The organism is Pseudomonas sp. M2 (genome assembly GCF_015751845.1).
Lineage (GTDB): Bacteria > Pseudomonadota > Gammaproteobacteria > Pseudomonadales > Pseudomonadaceae > Aquipseudomonas > Aquipseudomonas putida_E.
This window is the reverse complement of record NZ_JADOUD010000001.1, coordinates 2,815,923-2,834,685: the sequence shown is the minus strand read 5'-3', so window position 1 is coordinate 2,834,685 and position 18,763 is coordinate 2,815,923. Positions and strand designations below refer to the sequence as shown.

At 64.4% G+C, this 18,763-nt stretch carries 14 protein-coding genes; 6 read left to right on the top strand and 8 right to left on the bottom strand.

Features of this window, described 5'->3' with window-relative positions; genetic code table 11:
* The first annotated feature begins 159 nt into the window (after positions 1 to 159).
* The 6 genes from IWW33_RS13105 to IWW33_RS13080 all read left to right on the top strand — a co-directional run bounded on the left by IWW33_RS13105 (position 160) and on the right by IWW33_RS13080 (position 8,424).
* A complete protein-coding gene (locus tag IWW33_RS13105; protein ID WP_115273059.1) occupies positions 160 to 678 on the top strand; it encodes an RNA polymerase sigma factor in 519 nt (172 codons plus the stop codon).
* Positions 675 to 1,631 carry a FecR family protein gene (locus IWW33_RS13100; protein ID WP_125924610.1) on the top strand — a complete coding sequence of 319 codons (957 nt, stop codon included), beginning with the start codon at positions 675 to 677 and terminating at the stop codon, positions 1,629 to 1,631. Before IWW33_RS13105 ends, IWW33_RS13100 begins: the two co-directional genes overlap by 4 nt.
* Positions 1,632 to 1,792: 161 nt before the next feature.
* Positions 1,793 to 4,225 (top strand): TonB-dependent siderophore receptor, encoded by a 2,433-nt coding sequence (locus IWW33_RS13095; protein ID WP_174141949.1) that lies wholly within the window; start codon positions 1,793 to 1,795, stop codon positions 4,223 to 4,225.
* A 48-nt stretch (positions 4,226 to 4,273) separates the two neighbouring features.
* Positions 4,274 to 5,386 carry a PepSY-associated TM helix domain-containing protein gene (locus IWW33_RS13090; RefSeq protein ID WP_174141950.1) on the top strand — a complete coding sequence of 371 codons (1,113 nt, stop codon included), beginning with the start codon at positions 4,274 to 4,276 and terminating at the stop codon, positions 5,384 to 5,386.
* On the top strand, positions 5,383 to 5,559 hold the full coding sequence (locus IWW33_RS13085) for a hypothetical protein (protein WP_174141951.1): 177 nt from the start codon (positions 5,383 to 5,385) through the stop codon (positions 5,557 to 5,559). Before IWW33_RS13090 ends, IWW33_RS13085 begins: the two co-directional genes overlap by 4 nt.
* A 66-nt stretch (positions 5,560 to 5,625) precedes the next feature.
* Complete coding sequence (locus IWW33_RS13080) at positions 5,626 to 8,424, top strand: DUF6543 domain-containing protein (RefSeq protein ID WP_174141952.1); 2,799 nt, start codon at positions 5,626 to 5,628, stop codon at positions 8,422 to 8,424.
* Here the strand turns inward: IWW33_RS13080 and IWW33_RS13075 are convergent.
* The 8 genes from IWW33_RS13075 to glnE form a co-directional block, all read right to left on the bottom strand.
* Positions 8,385 to 9,827, bottom strand: a complete 1,443-nt coding sequence (locus IWW33_RS13075) for a lipopolysaccharide kinase InaA family protein (RefSeq protein ID WP_115273064.1) — start codon at positions 9,825 to 9,827, stop codon at positions 8,385 to 8,387. The genes IWW33_RS13080 and IWW33_RS13075 overlap by 40 nt on opposite strands.
* Positions 9,827 to 10,579 carry a lipopolysaccharide kinase InaA family protein gene (locus tag IWW33_RS13070; protein ID WP_125924605.1) on the bottom strand — a complete coding sequence of 251 codons (753 nt, stop codon included), beginning with the start codon at positions 10,577 to 10,579 and terminating at the stop codon, positions 9,827 to 9,829. The genes IWW33_RS13075 and IWW33_RS13070 overlap by 1 nt, the downstream gene beginning before the upstream one ends.
* The gene (locus tag IWW33_RS13065) at positions 10,576 to 11,310 is read right to left on the bottom strand and encodes a lipopolysaccharide kinase InaA family protein (protein ID WP_046787532.1); all 735 of its coding nucleotides are present in this window, start codon (positions 11,308 to 11,310) and stop codon (positions 10,576 to 10,578) included. Before IWW33_RS13065 ends, IWW33_RS13070 begins: the two co-directional genes overlap by 4 nt.
* Complete coding sequence (gene rfaP, locus IWW33_RS13060) at positions 11,310 to 12,116, bottom strand: lipopolysaccharide core heptose(I) kinase RfaP (protein WP_115273067.1); 807 nt, start codon at positions 12,114 to 12,116, stop codon at positions 11,310 to 11,312. The genes IWW33_RS13065 and rfaP overlap by 1 nt, the downstream gene beginning before the upstream one ends.
* Positions 12,113 to 13,237, bottom strand: a complete 1,125-nt coding sequence (locus tag IWW33_RS13055) for a glycosyltransferase family 4 protein (protein WP_115273068.1) — start codon at positions 13,235 to 13,237, stop codon at positions 12,113 to 12,115. The genes rfaP and IWW33_RS13055 overlap by 4 nt, the downstream gene beginning before the upstream one ends.
* Positions 13,237 to 14,295: a lipopolysaccharide heptosyltransferase I gene (gene waaC, locus IWW33_RS13050; RefSeq protein ID WP_119687894.1), complete on the bottom strand. Its 1,059-nt coding sequence runs from the start codon at positions 14,293 to 14,295 to the stop codon at positions 13,237 to 13,239. Before waaC ends, IWW33_RS13055 begins: the two co-directional genes overlap by 1 nt.
* A complete protein-coding gene (gene waaF / locus IWW33_RS13045) occupies positions 14,296 to 15,345 on the bottom strand; it encodes a lipopolysaccharide heptosyltransferase II (RefSeq protein ID WP_115273070.1) in 1,050 nt (349 codons plus the stop codon).
* Between the two features lie 172 nt (positions 15,346 to 15,517).
* Positions 15,518 to 18,451, bottom strand: a complete 2,934-nt coding sequence (glnE, locus tag IWW33_RS13040; protein WP_174141953.1) for a bifunctional [glutamate--ammonia ligase]-adenylyl-L-tyrosine phosphorylase/[glutamate--ammonia-ligase] adenylyltransferase — start codon at positions 18,449 to 18,451, stop codon at positions 15,518 to 15,520.
* Positions 18,452 to 18,763: the final 312 nt, after the last annotated feature.

Sequence of the window (18,763 nt, the reverse complement as noted above, 5' to 3'; positions counted from 1 at the left end):
AAACATACCCTTTGAAGGGGCTGCACCTGTGATATCAAGCACCGCGCCCACCATGACAGTGGCAACCCGATAAGCGTCCATTGCGCCGCGCCCCCCGCCTCTGCAACAATCGCGAATAATTATCGTTAGTTAACGCATTCGTTCCGGGGGGGACACTGCTTGTCTTCTGCTCAGAGCCCACACGCCGAACTGGTCGGTGCGCTGTACCGCGACCATCGCAGCTGGCTGCTTGCCTGGCTGCAACGCAGCATGGCCTGCCGCCAGCGTGCCGAAGACCTGAGCCAGGACACCTTCGTGCGCCTGCTCGGGCGCGAACAACTGGACACCCCCCGTGAGCCGCGCGCTTTCCTGGCCGCAGTGGCCAAGGGGCTGATGTTCGACCACTTTCGCCGCGCAGCCCTGGAGCAGGCCTACCTGGCCGAACTGGCCCGCTTGCCGGAAGCCGAGCAGCCCTCCCCGGAACTCCAGCACCTGATCCTCGAAGACCTCAAGGCCATCGACCGCCTGCTCGGCAAGCTGTCGAGCAAGGCACGCACGGCGTTCCTGCACAATCGCCTGGACGGCATGAGCCACGCCGAAATCGCCGAGCGCCTGGGCGTATCGGTATCGCGGGTGCGCCAGTACATCGCCCAAGGCATGCGCCAGTGCTATGTGGCCCTGTATGGGGAGCCGACGTGAACAACTCACCGGTTTCTGCCGGGGTCCTTGAAGCTGCCATCGCCTGGAAACTGAGCCTGGACGACGGTACCGGTACGCCCGACGAACGCAGCGAGTTCATGCGCTGGCATGCCGCCAGCGAGGAACACGCTCGCGCCTGGCGCCAGTTGGGCACCCTCGATCAGCGGGTCAGTGCCGCAGCCGGCCCCGCGCGCCAGGCCCTGCAGCAATCGCGCGCAGGGTTGCGCCGGCGGGTGGCCAAGGTGGGCGGCGGCCTGGCTGGCATGTTCCTGCTCGGCTCACTGTTGGCTTGGGTTGGCGCGCCATCGCTATCGGCAAGCTACTGGCTGGCCGATCAGCGCACCGCCACCGGCGAACTGCGGACCCTGCGCCTGGAGGACGGCACGCTGCTGAGCCTGAATACTCATACCGCGGTCGACATCGACTACGAAGGCGACCAGCGTGTACTGGTGCTGCACCAGGGTGAAATCTCGGTGGAGACCGGCCACCAGGACCCTCGCCCGTTGCTGGTGCGCACCGACGATGGCCGCCTGCGCCCTCTGGGCACGCGCTTTCTGGTGCGTCGCGAAAATAACGGTACCCGCCTGGAGGTGTTGCAGTCCTCGGTCGCAGCGCAGCCGCTCAACAGTGGCGACGAGCAGGTACTGCGCGAAGGTCAGCAGGTGCTCATGAACGCCAATGGCCTGGGCCGTATCGCGCCCGTGCAAGCCGGTGCGGATGCCTGGACCCGCGGCATGCTGGTGGTGGACAACATCCGCCTGGCCGACCTGGTAGCGCAGCTGGGCCAATACCGTAGCGGCCACCTGGGCGTGGCCGATGAAGTGGCCGACCTGCGCGTGACGGGGAGCTTCCCGCTGACCGATACCGACCTGGCCCTCGCTTCGCTGGTGCCCGCGTTGCCGGTGAAGATCGAGCGGCATACCCAGTGGTGGGTGAGCGTGGTGCCCAAATAGCACCATAGCGCCCCCGTGGGGCCGGCTTGCCGGCAATGAAGGCCTAAGCTGGCTGCGTACAAATACAAACCATTTCCACTTTTTTTCCAGATACCCCTGTCACTTCTGAAATCTCGCTCGGCAAGGAAGCAATTAGCACTTATCCGTCGAGGAACCGCTGCATGTCCCGTGCCGTTGATCGTATCCTGCGCCCCAGCCTGATGGCCTTGGCCATCGCCCTGGCTGCCCCGTTGGCCAGCACTGCCCTGTTCGCCGCCGAGCAGTCCGCACAGCGTGCCTACGACCTGCCCAGCGCCCCGCTGGCCACCACCCTGAACCAGATCGCCAGCCAGTCGGGCATCGCCCTGGCCATCGACCCGGCATTGGTCAGCGGCCGAAACTCGGCGCCGGTCAACGGCCAGTACGACGGCCTCGGCGCCCTGCAGGCCGCCCTGCTCGGTACCGGCCTGCAGCTGCAGCAGAGCACTGTCGGCAGCTACAGCCTGGTGGCTGTTCCTGATGGCACTCTGGCGTTGCCCGAGACCGCGATCAATGCCAATGCATCGTACGAAAGCGCCTGGGGCCCGGTTGAGGGCTACCTGGCCAAACGCAGCGCCGCGGGCACCAAGACAGATACCGCGCTGGTCGAAATTCCTCGGTCGATCTCCGTCGCCACCCGTCAGCAGATGAGCGACCGCGGCGTCCACAGCCTGGATGATGCGGTGCGCTACATGCCCGGCATCGTTTCGGCCAGTTTCGGCAGCGACACGCGCTATGACTGGATGCGCGTGAGGGGCTTCGAACCGACTCAGTTCCTCGACGGCCTGCCGCTGCCCCGTGGCGTTTACGCTAACCCGAAAGCCGAAACCTGGAACCTGGACCGCCTCGCATTACTGCGTGGCCCGGCATCCTCACTCTATGGCCAGACCCCACCCGGCGGCCTGCTGGACATGGTCAGCCGCCGTCCGCAGGCCGAAAGCGCTAACGAAATCGAAGTGCAGTACGGCAGCGACAACCACCGCCAGATCAACTTCGCCAGCACCGGCAAAATCGATGACCAAGGGCAGTTCCTGTACGGCGTCAGTGGCGTGATTCGCGATGGCGGAACGCAGATCGACCATATAGACGACAAACGCTACAACATTGCCCCAAGCCTGACCTGGAACATCGACGACGACACGTCACTGACCCTGCTGACCCAGTTCACCCGCGACGATACAGGCGCTACCAGCCAGTTCCGCCCCATCCAGGGCACCAAGATCGACATGCCATTCGGTAAGATCTCCCACCACAAGAACCTGGGGGATCCGGACTACGAGTTCTACGACCGTACCTACTACGCGCTGGGCTACGCCTTCGAGCACCGGATCAACGATGTGTGGCAGTTCCGCCAGAACCTTCGCTATACCAAGACTGACCTGTCCTTTCAGACCATCACCCCTGGCAGCTACAACACAACCAATCCTCCGGTGCAGGACGACGGTACCGTCAGCCGTATGTCCACCAACACCGATGAAGACATCAGCCAATTCGCAGTGGATAACAACTTTCAGGCTGACTTCACCACTGGGGACATCAGCCACACCCTGCTGATCGGCCTGGACCACCAACGCGTCAACACCAACTACCTGTCGATCTTCGGCTTCAACGTGCCTGACAGCAACGTCATCAACCCGGTCTACGGGCTGCCAATCACACGCCCGGATCGCTCCACGGCGTTCTATGACTACAACCAGAAAACCCGCCAGACCGGCCTGTATGTTCAGGACCAGATGGCGTTGGGCAACTGGCGCCTGACGCTGGGCGGTCGTGAAGACTGGGTGCATACCAGCACCAGGTTCCTGAACCAGGGCGATGCCACCAACACCCAGAGAGACAAGAAATTCAGCGGCAACGCGGCCATCAGCTACGTCTTCGACTCGGGCTTCGTGCCTTACCTTTCGTATGCCGAGTCGTTCCAGCCGGTCAGCAATGCTGCCGCATCCGCCACGGAGTCTTTCAAGCCGACCGAAGGCAAGCAGTGGGAGCTGGGCATCAAATACCAGCCACCGGGCTCCAACACCCTGTTGTCCGCAGCCGTGTATGACCTGACCCAGAAAAACGTCTCGGTCACCAACAACGAGGGCGGTGTGACCGTCACTAGCCAGACCGGCGAAGTGAAGGTTCGTGGCCTGGAGTTGGAAGCCGTCTCCGACGTCACCGAAAACCTGAAGGTGACTGCGGCCTACACCTTGGCCAAATCCGAAGTGCAGGACGGCATCTACAAAGGTAACCGCCTGCAGCTGATGCCTAACCAGCAGGCCTCGCTGTGGGCCGATTACACCTGGCACACCGGCGTGCTCGACGGCTTCGGCATCGGCGCCGGCGCGCGCTACACCGGAAATACCTATGGCGACCAGGGCAACACCTGGCTGGGCAAGGCCGATGCGTACACCGTGTTCGATGCCTCCGTGCACTACGACCTGGGGCGCCTGAGCACCAGCTTGAAGGGCGCATCGGTAGCGGTCAACGCGACCAACGTGTTCAACAAGGACTACATCTCCACCTGTGACAGTTTCTACTGCTACTACGGTGACGAGCGCAGCGTCGTCGCCAGCGCCAGCTACAAGTTCTGAGTACCCAGGGGCCGCTAAGCGGCCCCCATGAGAAATTTCGGTACCGTGATGAAAAGCCAAACCATCCGCCGCTGGTCCGTGATTCACACCTGGAGCAGCCTGGTCTGCACCCTGTTCCTGCTGTTGCTGGCCCTCACCGGCCTGCCGCTGATCTTCCACCACGAAATCGAACACCTGCTCGGTGACGCACCAAAGCTGCGCGAGATGCCTGCAGGCACCCCACACCTGGACCTGCAACAGCTGGTGCTCAAGGCCGAGCAGCATCGTCCCGGCGAGGTGATGCAGTACTTCGGCTATGACGAAGACGAACGCAACGGCGTGGTGGCGATCACCGCTGCCACTGCCGGCACCGAACCCAATTCGTCACACACCTTCATGCTCGACGCCCGCACCGGCGAAGCCGTCGCCATGCCGGCCGCCAACGGCGGTTTCATGATGATCATGCTGCGCCTGCACGTCGACATGTTCGCCGGGCTGCCCGGCAAGCTGCTGCTGGCGTTCATGGGTGTGCTGTTCGTTATCGCGATCATCTCCGGCACAGTGCTCTACGCACCGTTCATGCGCCGCCTGCAATTCGCCACGGTGCGCCACGAAAAATCCCGCCGCCTGCGCTGGCTCGACCTGCACAACCTGATCGGGGTGGTGACACTGGCCTGGGCGCTGACCGTCGGTGTAACCGGGGTCATCAGCGCCCTGTCCGACCTGGTCATCGCCGCCTGGCGCAACGACAGCCTGGCCGCAATGGTCGCGCCCTACCGTGACGCCCCGCCACTCACCGAGCGTGCACCGGCCAGCCGCCTGCTGGACATCGCCGAGCAGGCCGCACCCGGCATGCGCCCGGACTTCATCGCCTTCCCCGGCACGCGGTTCTCCAGCGAGCACCACTACGCCGTGTTCATGAAAGGCGCCACCCACCTGACATCGCACCTGCTCACGCCCGTGCTGATCGATGCGCGCAGCCTGCAGGTGACGGCAGTGGGCGAACGCCCCTGGTACATGGACGCCATGGGCCTCTCGCAGCCACTGCACTTTGGCGATTACGGCGGGCGCCCGATGCAGATCCTCTGGGCAGTGCTCGATGTGTTGACCATCATCGTGCTCGGCAGCGGCCTTTACCTATGGTGGGGCAAACAGCGCAAACCCCGGGAGGCGCGGGCATGAGCCACAAATCGCAACCGACCCTGCGCATCTTTACCTGGCCGGCCGCCATCGGCCTGCTCGGTGCCGCCGGCCTGTTTGCCGCCTTGCTGGGTGACGGTGCGTGGGATGCCCTGGCCTGGCTGGGCCTGGGCGTGCCCGTCATCCTCAGCCTGCGCGGGTTGTGCCGGCGATAACCGGCTACCGCTTCGGTCCTTGCCCTGGGCCCTACCGTTGCGCCTCCCTGACCGAAGGAGCGCAACATGCTACCGCTGGAACGTATCGAATTCGTCGACCAACAGATCATCGCCCTGCTGGCACAATTGCCAAGCCCCGACCGGCCGGGACTCACCCGTCAGCAGCTACAAGGCGAACTGGCTGAATACTGGGCAGCCTGCGACCCCCAGGGCCGCTCGCGCAGGGTCCGCCTGTGCGATCTGCGCCGCGCCCTGATGCATGCCGAGTTGACCCTGCGCCAGGGCGACCGGACCTTGCCCGCCCCCCAGGCCGATGCCCTGAGCCTGTGCCTGGACCTGCCCAACGCCTGGCAACGCCGGCCCCAAGCGATGGCCACACGTGCCCAGGTGTACCGCCTGGTCCTCAGCCGTAGCCAGCCCCACAGCCGAGCGGTGCTGCCAGGCATGTTCGTGGTCATCACCGGTAACGACGAGGCTGCCGAACTCACCCCGGAGCATGCCCGCGGGCCAGCGTTGCTGTGCGGCCTGACCCAAGGCATCGAAGCCTACGCCTCGCTGGCCGGCTTGCACCTTGAGCTGTGCGAGCGCCTCGACGACCCGCTGCAGGGCCCGCCACTGCTGCGCCTGCTGGTCGATGCCGAACGTATAGAGAACGCCGCCAAGGCCGACCGCCTGCGCTACGAATGGTATGCCGATGACCCGGTGCAAGCCCAGGTCGACACCCTGATCGAAGCGCAGCGCCTGCGTGTCAACCACGCCTGGGCAAGCGCCCATGGCGCCCTGGCACCCGCCGCCGAGGCGCTGCACAATGCCCTGTCACTGGAAGCCGAAGTCGGCAAACAAGCGTTGCTCGACACGCGCTACGGCCTGCTGCTGGAAAAAAACCTGCCCAACTGGTTGAGCACGGCAGGGCCCCAGGCGCTTACGCACATCATGCAGACCATGCAACAACTGGTCGCCGCCGGCAATCGCATCGCCGCGCCAGGCATCCTCACCCTGGCGCAGTTCCGCGAGCAGCGCAGCTTGCAGGGCTGGGCCCGCGCGCGCGTAGAGGAACGCCTGCGCCACGATCATGGCCTGCGCTACGCAGCCGCCGACATCATGGTACATGTGGTGCACAGCCGTCAGGCAGGTCCGCAGCTGAACCCCTTCAACCCATCGAGCTACGTCACCTGGCGAGGTTTCGAGCGCGTCGGTGGGCAGTTGGTCGAGCTGACCCGGGAGAGCTACCCGCTGCACGAGCTGGCATTGCGCAACCTGAACTGGTTCGACTACGACTATTGGCTCACCGCCCGTGTAACACACGGTCACGACAAGCCATTACCCGAAACGCTGAACCCGGCCTACATCAAAGCGATGATCAGGCACCTGAATGTCGGCGGCAGCTATCATGCCTACCTGAAAACCCAGTTGATCGACTCCCCGGTCGGGGGCTGGAGGCTCAATGCCCATGCCCTGATCAACCGAGCCCGCATGCGCGCCGAGGCAGCCAAGGCGCGTTATGCCGGGCACCTTCGCGCCTTGGGTGAACAAGGCTACCGTTGGGTACGGCAGGTACTGGACTACCCGCACAACGCGCTCCGCCCGCCGGTGGACAACCAGCGCATCACCGTGCGCCAATTGACAATCCATGGCCATACCCTGCAAGGCGTTCTGCTGATCAATGCCGAAGGCTCCGGCACAGGCGCTTTCATCCTGTACACACCGGACGCACCCGACCGCCGCGCCTGGCGCGGGCTGAGCAATGCCCGCGAACTGATGCGGTTGCTGCGCAAACAACCCGCCCTGCGCGCCTACGTGGCGAGCCGCCTGCCCCTGCTGGCACCTGTACGCATCGATAAACTACTCAGCAAGGGCCGGCTCGGCACCGCACTGCGCACCCCGGCAATTGAGGAAGAGCTGTTCTTCGCCTACTACATGGCAGAGGTGCGAGGCTGGTTGGCAGTGGTCGATGCCCAGAGCCGCACCACCGGGGAGGCAGATCTTCAGCAGGGCATCGATCTGGTATGGCGCCTGCTCGACCTGATCAGCCTGGGGCTGCCTGCCCCTGTACAGGTTCCCCTGGCCCTGGGACGAATGGTGATCGAAACCTGGGATGGTCTGGAAGCCTTCAGCGAGGATGATATCAACGGCGTGCTGACCCATACCTACAACGCCCTGAGCTATGCCAACGACGCCGGTACCAGCGTCGTCAGCACCGGCCTGATGCGCCGGATAATGCGTGGCATGCCAACGCAACCACCGTTGCCACTGCCCTCGCGCTACAGCATCACGCCTGCGCTAGAACACCTGCGCTACGCCATTGACGGTGTACACGGCGAAGGCGTGTTCGAGAAAGCATCAACGTTCGAAGGGCTGACTCAGTATTTCATCCAGGACGCCCACGGCCGGTATTACAAGGTCGCATTCGACGGCCACCGTTGGCGGGTCATCGACCCGACCCAACCGGACGCTTACCTGCAGCAGCCGGTCAAACGCCTGGCCAATGGCAACTGGGTCATCGACTCACCGGTGCTGTGGTACGACGGCTTGCCCGATCTGCCGCAGTTGTTGGCCAGCTGCCGCCTGCAGCCGCCGTTGGCGGGTGAGGCGGTGGGCACGCTGGCAGGGCTGTGTCGGGCAGACGACCAGCTTTATCTGCAAACCCCTGCCGGGCAACTGCCAGTTCGCGCGCACCTGCTCGCCGGGCGCTACCACCTGTTGATTCCGCACGCCCGGGAAGCCGGCGTGGTGCCGTGGGCGATCCTGCGCTGGCAAGACCGGCAGTGGCGCATCCGCGTGCGCCAGGCAGGGCGCAGCAGCGATTGGCTGGCGCTGCCGGATGACTACTCGCCGAGCCGTGGCAACAACCGGTCGAGCCGCTGATGCAAGGCACTGCTGCTCGGCCAGTTGCGCAGCAGCCGCGCCCGATCACGGGCGTAGGCCGGGGCAAAGCTGAGCCCGGTGGCGTGCTGGCACATGGCGTCGAGGTCGATCAATGACCATTGGCCGTCGTGCCAGAACAGGTTGTGGCCCTTGAAGTCGCCATGGCTGATACGCTCGCGGATCAGTTGCTGCATCAGCTCCACCAAGGCATCGACTTGCTCTTCAGGCACCTCGCCGCTTTCCACATAAGGCGCGAAGCACGCGGTCAGGTCCGGGCCATCGACATGTTCAGTGACCAGGTACGCCCGGCTGCGCAGGCCCATGACGCGCTGCTCCAGCACCGCCAACGGGCGCGGCGTGGCGATGCCCAGGAACTCCAGGCGGTGGCCTTCAATCCAGGAGTGCCAGGCCCGGCTCGGGCGCCAGAACCGCTTGAACCAGTGCGCGGTGTTCTTGATGTTGTAGCGCTTGAGTACCAGTGAGCGCCCACCCACCTCGACACGCGCCACGCTGGCCGCGCCCCCTGTCTTGTACAGGTGGCCCTGGTCGATCAGCGTATCGGCCTGTTCCAGTACCGGCAGCATGGCCTGGACTTCGCCACGGCGAATCGCCCGCAAGCCCGAAAGGCTGCGCTCGACGCTGAACAGCGTGCACTCGCGGCCGGCCTTCTCCAGGTAATCCTTGAGGCGCCAGGTGCGCACCTTGTCCACCTGTTTCTGCAACGCTTCCATCGGCAACGCGTGCTCGGCATTGGCCAACAGGTAATGCACCAGCAGCTCTTCGATGAATGGCTCCAGGCGCTTGGGCAACTGAGCGAAGAACACCCCGAGGTTTTCCAGCACACGCGGGCGCGACAGTTGCTGGCCCGGCGTTTCGGCCTTGATGCCGGCGCCATCGATCAGGTACAGCTTGCCGCCGTGGCGCAACAGGTTGTCCAGGTGCAAATCTTCCTGCCAGAGGCCCTTGGCGTGCATCTGCGCCACTGCGGTCAGGGCTTCGCCCAGCACCAGGTGCTGTTCGTCGGCCAGCACCGGCAGGTTCGCCACCTTGTCCCAGGCATCGGCCAGGCTTTCGGCGCCGTCGAGGAACTCGAACAGCAGCCAGCCACCCTCACCTTCCTTGAGCCCGTCGGCAAGCAGCTTTGGCGTTGTCAGGCCCTGTTCGGCCAGCAACTTCACACCCTCCAGCTCACGCTGAAAATGGCGCGCAGCATTGCCGCCTACCAGCAACTTGGCCAACACCGGCGTACCTCGCCATACACCGGCACCGACATAGCGCTGGCCCGGCAATACGCGCAGCAGGCTGAGCAACTGCAGTTCGGCGTCGCCAGCGGCGTCGGCCAAGCTGACCGAGAGCGGCAGTAAAGGGCTGCGCCCGGCATCTTTCAATTCAGACAAACGCATCAGCGGGCCTCTTTTTCACGACGGCGTTGCGTCAGGCGTTGCAACCAGGTGCCAACCAGCACGCTGTCGGCCGGCTGGGCAAGATAGGTGGCAAGCAGCGCGCGCACGTTCACCTCGTTCCAGGCGCGGGCACGGCGCAGCAGCGGCTCCAGATCCTTCAGGCGGTCACGCATGCCGAACAACAGCGGCCGGGTCTTCTCCAGGTCGATCAATTGCGCGTCCCAGCCCTCGCGGCGTTGGCGCAGGAAGATGTGCTTGGGGTAGAAGCAGCCGTGCACCTGGCCGGCGCAGTGCAGGGTGCGCGCCAGCTGGCCACAGGCCTGGAGGATGCCGTTGCGCTCGGGGTCACTGAGCTGCGGCCACTGGCCCAGCAGGCTTTCCAGGTCGCTCCAGTCATCCAGGGCACGTGTCAGCAGTATCGCCCGATGCTGGCCTGCGTGCTTGCGCTCACCGTAGAACACCGCCTGCAGGGCCGGGATATGCAGCTTCTGGTAACGGCTGATGTTGCGGAACTCACGGGCGAAGGTCGGCTCGCCAAATGGGCGATGCAAGGTGCGGGTCAGGTAGTCGCTCTGGCGCTTGAGGTAATACCCTTTGCCCTCGAGTTCCAGGCGATAGACGCTGCTCCAGCCGCCACGGCCGGTATTGGGTTCGTCCACGGCATCGAGTTGCAGCGCCCACAGCGCTTCGAAGTCATTCAGGCCATGGCGTTTGAGCAGCGCGAGGTCCGCGCTGGCCAGGTAATCGGTCATTCCCTTCCCTCGAAGAAGCTCAGTACCTGACGGACCCGACGCTTGTCGCGCGCATTCAGGCGCTGGCGCCCGCGGTACTGCAAATAGAAGCGCAGGCGCTGGGTCGCCGTCAGGTGGTATTTGGCGACCTTGTCCAGGCATGCCAGGTCCTTGATCAGCCGGTGGCGCCACATGAAGCCGCGCCAGAAGTCACCGGTCGGGCAGTCGATGAAGAATAGCGTGCCCTGGTCATCGACCAACAGGTTGCGCCACTTGAGGTCGTTGTGGGCGAAACGGTGTTCGTGCATGACCCGGGTATGGCGCGCCAGCTGTCGGCTGATGTGGTCGACCCAAGCACGATCAGCCAGGCGCGGATCATTGCGCTCAGCCAGCACCGACAGGTCTTCGGTGCGCGGTAGCTCGCGGGTGATCATCGCGCCGCGGCCAAATGCCAGGCCATTGCGCTCCAGGCCCCAGGCCACAACTTCAGCGGTCGGGATGTCCCATTTGGCGAACTGCTTGAGGTTCTGCCATTCGGCCTTGATGCGCGGCCGGCCCAGGTAACGGCGCATGTGCTTGCCGGCACCGGTGTACCGCTTGACGTAATAGTTGACCCCGCCACGCTCGACGCGGACCACCTCGCTGAGCGGGTCACGGGTCAGGCGTTCACCCTGCAGGGCAAACACCGCATCAAGGCTGCCGAAGTCCGCCGCCAGGTGTTCGTAGCCTGGCGCCAGTGTCCAGCCCGCCATCAGAGTGCGTCCCCATAGCGTTGCTTGCGATCGTAGAGTTTCTGCGCCTTGCGGTCGAGCCAGGCCAGCAGCGCGGCTTCCTCGCTCAAGATCTGGCGCAGCGGGCGTTGGAAGTAACCGCGCAGGAAACGCAGCTTGTCGCGCCGGGTCAGGCCGATATCCAGCGCCGAGAAGTACAGCGCGGCCAGGTCCTTGTCCCGCCAGCGGCGGCTGATTGTCGCCCGGGTCTGGGCGCGGTGCAGGTCGATTACCGACAATTTGAAGTCTTGCGCCGTCACCGGGCGGTCGGTGTGCAGCAGAAAGTGGCAGATGTAGCAGTCACGGTGGTTGACCCCGGCGCGGTGCATGCCGCCGGTCATCTTCGCCACTTCGGCGATCAGCGCGCGCTTGAGCGCCGGCTCAGGCGGCTGCTTGACCCAGTCAATGCTGAAGTCTTCCAGGCTGATGGTCGGCGCCAGTTCTTCGGTGACGATGAACGAGTGCTGCGTGGCCGGGTTGCTGCCACGCTCGCCATAGGCCACTGCGGTCATGGTCGGTACGCCGACTTCATGCAGGCGCTCGATGGCCCGCCATTCCTGCCCGGCACCCAGCACCGGAAGCTTGGCGGTGAGCAGGTTCTTGAAGATTTCGCCCCAGCCAATGCCACGGTGGATCTTGACGAAGAAACCTTCGCCATCGACCTCGGTGCGCAGCGTGCGGCGGCCTTCCAGCTCTCGGTACACCTCGCCTTGCAGGGCTTCCACGGCATCAAAGGCATCACGCCCGGCCCACAGGCGCTTGAACGGTTCGGCCAGGATCAGCTTCATGCGCTCTCCTGCCCCAGAATCACGTCGGCAGCGTGCTGCGGCATGCTGTAAAGGTCGGCGGTTTCGGCAAAGGCCAGCCCGTTGCGCGACCACTCGGCACGCGCCTCTGGCGCTTCGAGCATGCGCTGCAGGTAGCCGTTGAGCTGTTCCTGCTCGAACGGCTCGTCCAGCACCAGGCCGCTGTCGGCCTCGGCAATGTAATGGGCGTAGCCGCAAACTTTGGAAACCAGCACCGGCAAGCCAGCCACCAGCGCCTCGAGCAACACCGTACCGGTGTTCTCGTTGTAGGCCGGGTGGATCAGCAGGTCGGCACCCAACAGGAAGCGCGGGATATCACTGCGGCCCTTGAGGAACTGCACCTGTTCGCCCAGGCCCAAGGCTGCGCTCTGCAGCTGGAACACCTTGGGGTCGTCCTGGCCGATGACCATCAGCCGGGTGCGCTTGCGCAGAGACGCTGGCAGCGCGGCCAGGGCCTTGAGGCTACGGTCGACGCCCTTGGTCTTGAAGCCCGAGCCGATCTGTACCAGCAGCAGGTCATCATCGCCCAGGTTGAACTCCTTGCGAAACTCCGCGCGGATCTCGGCGGCATTGGCCGGTGCGCGGCGGTCCTGGGAAATGCCGGGCGGCAACAGGTGGAAGCGTTCAACGGGGGTGCCGTAATGCTTGACGAACAGCGGTTGCTGCACCTCTGAAATCATCAATATCTCAGTGCGCGCATCCTTGGCGAACACAGCCCGCTCGTACTCGGCAAAGTGCCGGTAGCGGCCCCAGCGGCGGTAAAGGCCGCCACGCAAGGTCTGGGCCTTGTCCTCGAAACAGGCGTCGGCCGCGTAATACACGTCCAGGCCCGGCATCTTGTTGAAGCCGATCAACCGGTCTACCGGGCGCTTGGCCAGATCGGCTTCCATCCAGGCAGTGAGTTTTTCGTTGCGACGGTGATTGAACAGCGCTTTGACCGGCGCCACCAGCACTTCGAAACCGGGCGGAATATCGCCTTCCCAGATCAGCGTGTAGACACGGATCTGGTGGCCCCGCTTCTGGCATTCCAGGGCAATGCGCATGAAATCGCGCTGCAGCCCGCCGAAGGGGAAATATTTGTAAAGCACGAAAGCCAGTTGCATCAACGGACATCCTCAGCCAGCAGCAACGCGCTCAAGCGGCTCGCCACATGCTCTGGATTCAGGCGAGTGAAGCACAATGGCCACTCGCGTTTGAGATCGAACCGGCGCAGGTCGTCGGCGCTCGGTTTGTAGGTGCACTTTTTCTGCAGGCACGGTGCACAGGGAAAATCGCTGGCCTGGTGGACCTGCACACGGCCATAGGCGCCAGTCAGGCCCGGGTTGGTCGGGCCGAACAGCGAAATGGTCGGCACATCCAGCGCAGCGGCCAAGTGGCCCAGCCCAGTGTCCACCGCCACACAGGCCTTTGCCGCCGCCAGCACGCGGGCAACGCCGGCAAGGTTCAATCTGGGGAGCACCTGGCAGTTGTTCAAGCCTTGGGCTATACGCTCGGCGCGGTCTTTCTCGGCCTGGTTGCCCCATGGCAGGCATACCTGCAGCCTGCTGCGGCCCAGCCGCTCAGCCAGCTCTCGCCAGTAGGCCTCGGGCCAGTGCTTGGTCGCCCAGGTAGTGCCGTGCAGAAACACCACATACGGCGCCGCCGGGGGCAGTTGCAGGCGGTCCAGGTCCAGGCCGTAGTTGCCGATGCCTTCGGGCAGGTCATAGGCCAGCGCCATGGCGAACAGCTGGCGCACGCGCTCTACCGCATGCTGGCCGACGGCGACCGAAAGGCGCCGGTCATAGAAGCGGCTGGCCAAGCCTTCACGCGCCGAGTAACGGTCCAGGCCGGCCACCGGCGCCTTGACGTAGCGGGTCAGCCAGGCCGACTTGACCAACCCCTGGGCATCGATCACCAGGTCGTACTTGCGCTCGCGCACGCGTTGCTTGAACGCCTTCCACTCGCCGCTCTTGATGGTCTGCCAGACATTCTTGCGCCAGCGCCGGATGGCCACCGGTATCACCTGGTCGACCGCCGGGTGCCAGCTGGGGATCTCGGCGAAGCCTTCTTCCACCACCCAGTCGAAGCGGATGCCCGGGATCGCATGGGCGGCATCGGTGAGCGCCGGCAGGGTGTGGATCACATCACCCAGCGACGAGGTCTTGATGATCAGTACCCGCACTTACTCGACCTCGGCCACGGTATCGATCAGGTTCGGCCCACCCAGGCTGTGCAGGGCGGCGATGACTTTGCCAGGCTCCAGCAGACGCAGGCAGTTGTAGTGGCCGAAGCGGCAGGTGCGGTCGAAGCATGGGCTGCACTCGATGCCGGTGCGCACGATCTCGACCTGCTCGGCCAACGGCGGGGTAAAGCCCGGCGAAGTCGAACCATAGACGGCAACCAGCGGGCGGTTCAACGCCGCCGCCACGTGCATCAGCCCGGAGTCGTTGGACACCACCGCGTTGGCACAGGACATGAGGTCGATCGCCTCGGCCAGCGAGGTTTCGCCCGCCAGGTTATAAGATTCTTCACGCAGGCCCGGGATCAGCCGGTCGCGGATCTGCTCGCCGACCGGGTGATCGTTCTTCGAGCCGAACAGCCACACCTGCCAGCCTTGGCGAATCATGGCGTCGGCAACGCTGGCGTAGTGCTCTGCCGGCCAGCGCTTGGCTTCACCGAACTCGGCACCTGGGCACAGCGCAAGCACCGGGCGGTCCAGCTCCAGGCCGAACTTGGCCAGCGCGGCCTCACGGCTCGGCGCCTGGATCTGCAGCTCAGGCCGCGGATAAGGCTGCGGCAGCTCGGCACCCGGCGCATAGGCCAGTGCCATGAAGCGCTCGATCATCAGCGGGTAACGTACCTTGTCCAGCTTGCGCACATCGTTGAGCAGGCCGAAGCGCATTTCGCCACGCCAGCCGGTGCGTTTGGGAATGCCGGCAAAGAACGGCACCAGCGCCGACTTCAGCGAGTTGGGCAGCAGGATCGCCTGGTCGTACTGGCCGGCCAGGGACTTGCCGATGCGCCGGCGCGTAGCCAGCTCCAGCGCGCCATGGCCGAGCGGGAAGCTCAAGGCCTGACGCACTTGGGGCATGCGCTCAAGGATCGGCCGGCTCCACTCGGGTGCCAGCACATCGATCACGCAGTCGGGGTGCTGCTGTTTCAGGCACTGGAACAAGGTTTGCGCCATCACCATGTCGCCGACCCAGCTGGGGCCAATGATCAGTATTCTCATGCTTAGTCCAGAAAAACTCGGGGAGGCTGCAGGCTGCGGTACAGCCTGGCCTCCCCTCTTTATATTCAGGCTATGTGGCGGACAGTGTAACACCGGTGGTGGAACATCGGCCTTTAGGCCCCTGTGGAGCGGCCTTGCGCCGCGAAAGGGCCGCATAGCAGCCCCAACAATCTCATGCCAATCCCAATTCACCCCAGATCCGCCGCACCTCGCGACGCTCATCGGCAAACTGCGCCGCATCGATCACCCCGGCCTGCTTCTGCAGGGCCTGGCGGTGCGAGGCTGAGCGAAACGCCTTGTACACTTCACGCAACAACACCGCATCGCTGGCCGGCATCAAGCCCGCCTGCTCCAGCTCTTCCAGAATGCGAATGTTATCGGTCCAGCGCAGTATGGCCGGATGGTCGTGGGACCAGGCCAAAGCGGCGTATTGCACCATAAATTCGATATCGACGATACCGCCGGCATCCTGCTTGATATCGAACGCCACGCCGGCATCGAAGGCATTGGCCGCGGTGCCCGCGACGGTGGCCTTGGTGCCGAGGTTGTCGCGCATCTTGGCGCGCATTTCGCTGACCTCGCTGCGCAGCTTGTCCAGGTCACGGGCCTGGCCCAGAACCTTGGCGCGCACACCCTCGAACGCTGCCGCCACCTGCTTGCAGCCCACCAGCACGCGGGCGCGCACCAGGGCCTGATGCTCCCAGGTCCAGGCTTCGTTCTGCTGGTAGCGCTCGAACGCGCCCAGCGAGCTGACCAGCAGCCCCGCCGCGCCCGATGGCCGCAGGCGCATGTCGACGTCATAAAGCTGGCCGGAGTTGGTTTGCGTGGTCAGCAAATGGATGATGCGCTGGCCAAGGCGCGTGAAGAACTGCGCGCTGTCGATCGGCTTGGCGCCATCGGTTTCCGCCTGCGGGTCGCCGTCGTGGATGAACACCAGGTCCAGGTCCGAGCCATGGCCCAGTTCCAGGCCACCCACCTTGCCGTAGCCGAGGATGATGAAGCCCGGGTCGCACAGGCTGCCGTCGCTGCGCTTGGGCTGGCCGTGGCGCGCCACGGTCTGGCGCCAGGCCAGGGCCAGCACCTGGTCGAGAATGGCTTCGGCCAGCCAGGTCAGGTAGTCGCTGACTTTCATCAACGGCAGGTTGCCGCTGATCTCGGAGGCTGCCACGCGCAAGCTGTGGGCCAGCTTGAAGTGGCGCAAGGCCTCCATCTGTTGTTCAAGATCGTCCTCGGGGATGCGCGTCAGCCGTTCGCGCAGCTCGGCGGCCAGCTCCGGCGCCAGCGGCGGGCTGAACAGGCGGCCTTCATTGAGCAACTCATCGAGCAGCAATGGGTAACGGGCGATCTGCTCGGCGATCCACGGGCTGGCGGCACACAGGGTCAGCAGGCGGCGCAAGGCCCCTGGGTTTTCAGTCAGCAGCACCAGGTAGGCAGACCGCCGCGCCACAGCTTCGACCAGCGGCAGTACACGTTCCAGCACCAGGTCCGGGTTGTCATGCTCCACCGCCTGGGCCAGCAGACGCGGGATGAAGGCATCCAGACGCTCACGGCCGATACGCTGCATCGAGCGCAACTGGGGGCTGGCACGCAGCCCCGCCAATCTGCGCAAGGCTTCGGCGGGTTGCTTGAAACCGGCCTCTTCCAGCTGACGGCCGGCGGCCTCCTCATCCTGCGCCTGCTCCCACAAGGGCGACCACTCACCGCCAACCACCAGGTCACCCTCGCCTTCTTCTTCATCCGGGTCGGCGATGACCTGGCGGAAGTGCCAATCGACACGGCCGCGCCAGTGCATCAACTGGTCGTGGAAGCTCTGCCAGCCGCTAAAGCCGAGCATATAGGCCACGCGCTCACGGTCGGTCTCGTCATCAGGCAGCATCTGTGTCTGGCGGTCGGCAATGGCCTGGATGGCATGCTCGGTATAGCGCAGGAACTCATACCCTTCACGCAGCTCCGCCACCACCGCTGGCGGCAGGTAGCCTTGGCCCTCCAGGGTCGCCAGCACTTTCAGCAATGGCCGCTGCTGCAGGCTCAGGTCACGCCCGCCATGGATCAGCTGGAAGGCCTGGGCGATGAACTCCACTTCACGGATGCCACCGGCGCCAAGCTTGATGTTCTCGGACATGCCCTTGCGCCGAACCTCCTGCTGGATCAGCTGCTTCATGGTACGCAGCGCTTCGATCGCCGAGAAGTCCAGGTAACGCCGGTACACGAACGGGCGCAGCATCTCCTGCAGTTGCGCGCCTGCCGCCTGGTCGCCGGCCACCACCCGCGCCTTGATCATCGCGTAGCGTTCCCAGTCGCGGCCTTGGTCCTGGTAGTACTGCTCCAGGGCATTGAAGCTGAGCACCAGCGAACCGGCCGAGCCGTAGGGGCGCAGGCGCATGTCGACGCGGAACACGAAGCCATCGACGGTGACCGGGTCGAGCGCCTTGATCAGGCGCTGACCCAGGCGGGTGAAGAACTCCTGATTGTCCAGCGAGCGCTTGACCCCTTCGGTCTCACCGCCTTCAGGGAAGGCGAAGATCAGGTCGATATCCGATGACAGGTTGAGCTCGACCGCCCCCAGCTTGCCCATGCCCAGCACCACCATATGCTGCGGTTCACCGCTGCGGTTGCCGATAGGCGTACCGAACTGCTGGCAGTGGCGCGGGTACAGCCATTGATAAGCTTCGTCGATCGCCGCGTCAGCAAGGTCGGACAGGTCGCGACAGGTCTCGCCCAGTTCGGCCTGGCGGGTGATATCACGCCAGATGATGCGCAACTGCTGGCGGTTGCGCTCGCGGCGCAGGTTGCGTGCCAGCTCTTCTTCACTCGACGCCGCCTGGGCCGCTGCCGCGATCTGCCCACGCAGCTCGCCCGGCGCATACCGGCGGTCCATCTCGCCGCTGGCCAGCAGGGCAAACAGCATCGCCGGCTCACGCTGGGCCAGGCCGAGCACGAAGTCGCTGGCGGCGGCCACCTGGTCGAACTGGTGCTGGTGAGCCGGGCTCCAGGCGGTCGGATCGAGTGCCGGGTGGCTGCTCAGGGCATCGAGCAGAAACTGCCGATTACGGGCGACCAGCGGTTGCAGGGAGGCAGGCAGTTCGAGCGGCAAAGGCAGGCGCATGGTCTATCCTTGATCGGCGTGAAAGTGAGAGTAAAAAGCGGCCACGAGGAAACCGGACCCCGGTTGGACTGTCGTACAAAAGTTGGAAATAGCTGAAAAAAACGAATCATTGGCATGAAACATCAAGAATCACCCGCTCGCAGCACAACGCCAACCAACATGAACGTTTTTCCTCACAAGCCAAGGTGCGACCAAACGTCGCATTTGTGTAGTTTTACTACTACCCCGACCGTGCAAAAGCATGAAATGCGAAAGCAAATGTAGTAAAACTACACGCCGCCGGGTCACACTCCGGTAATCCAAGAATTCACG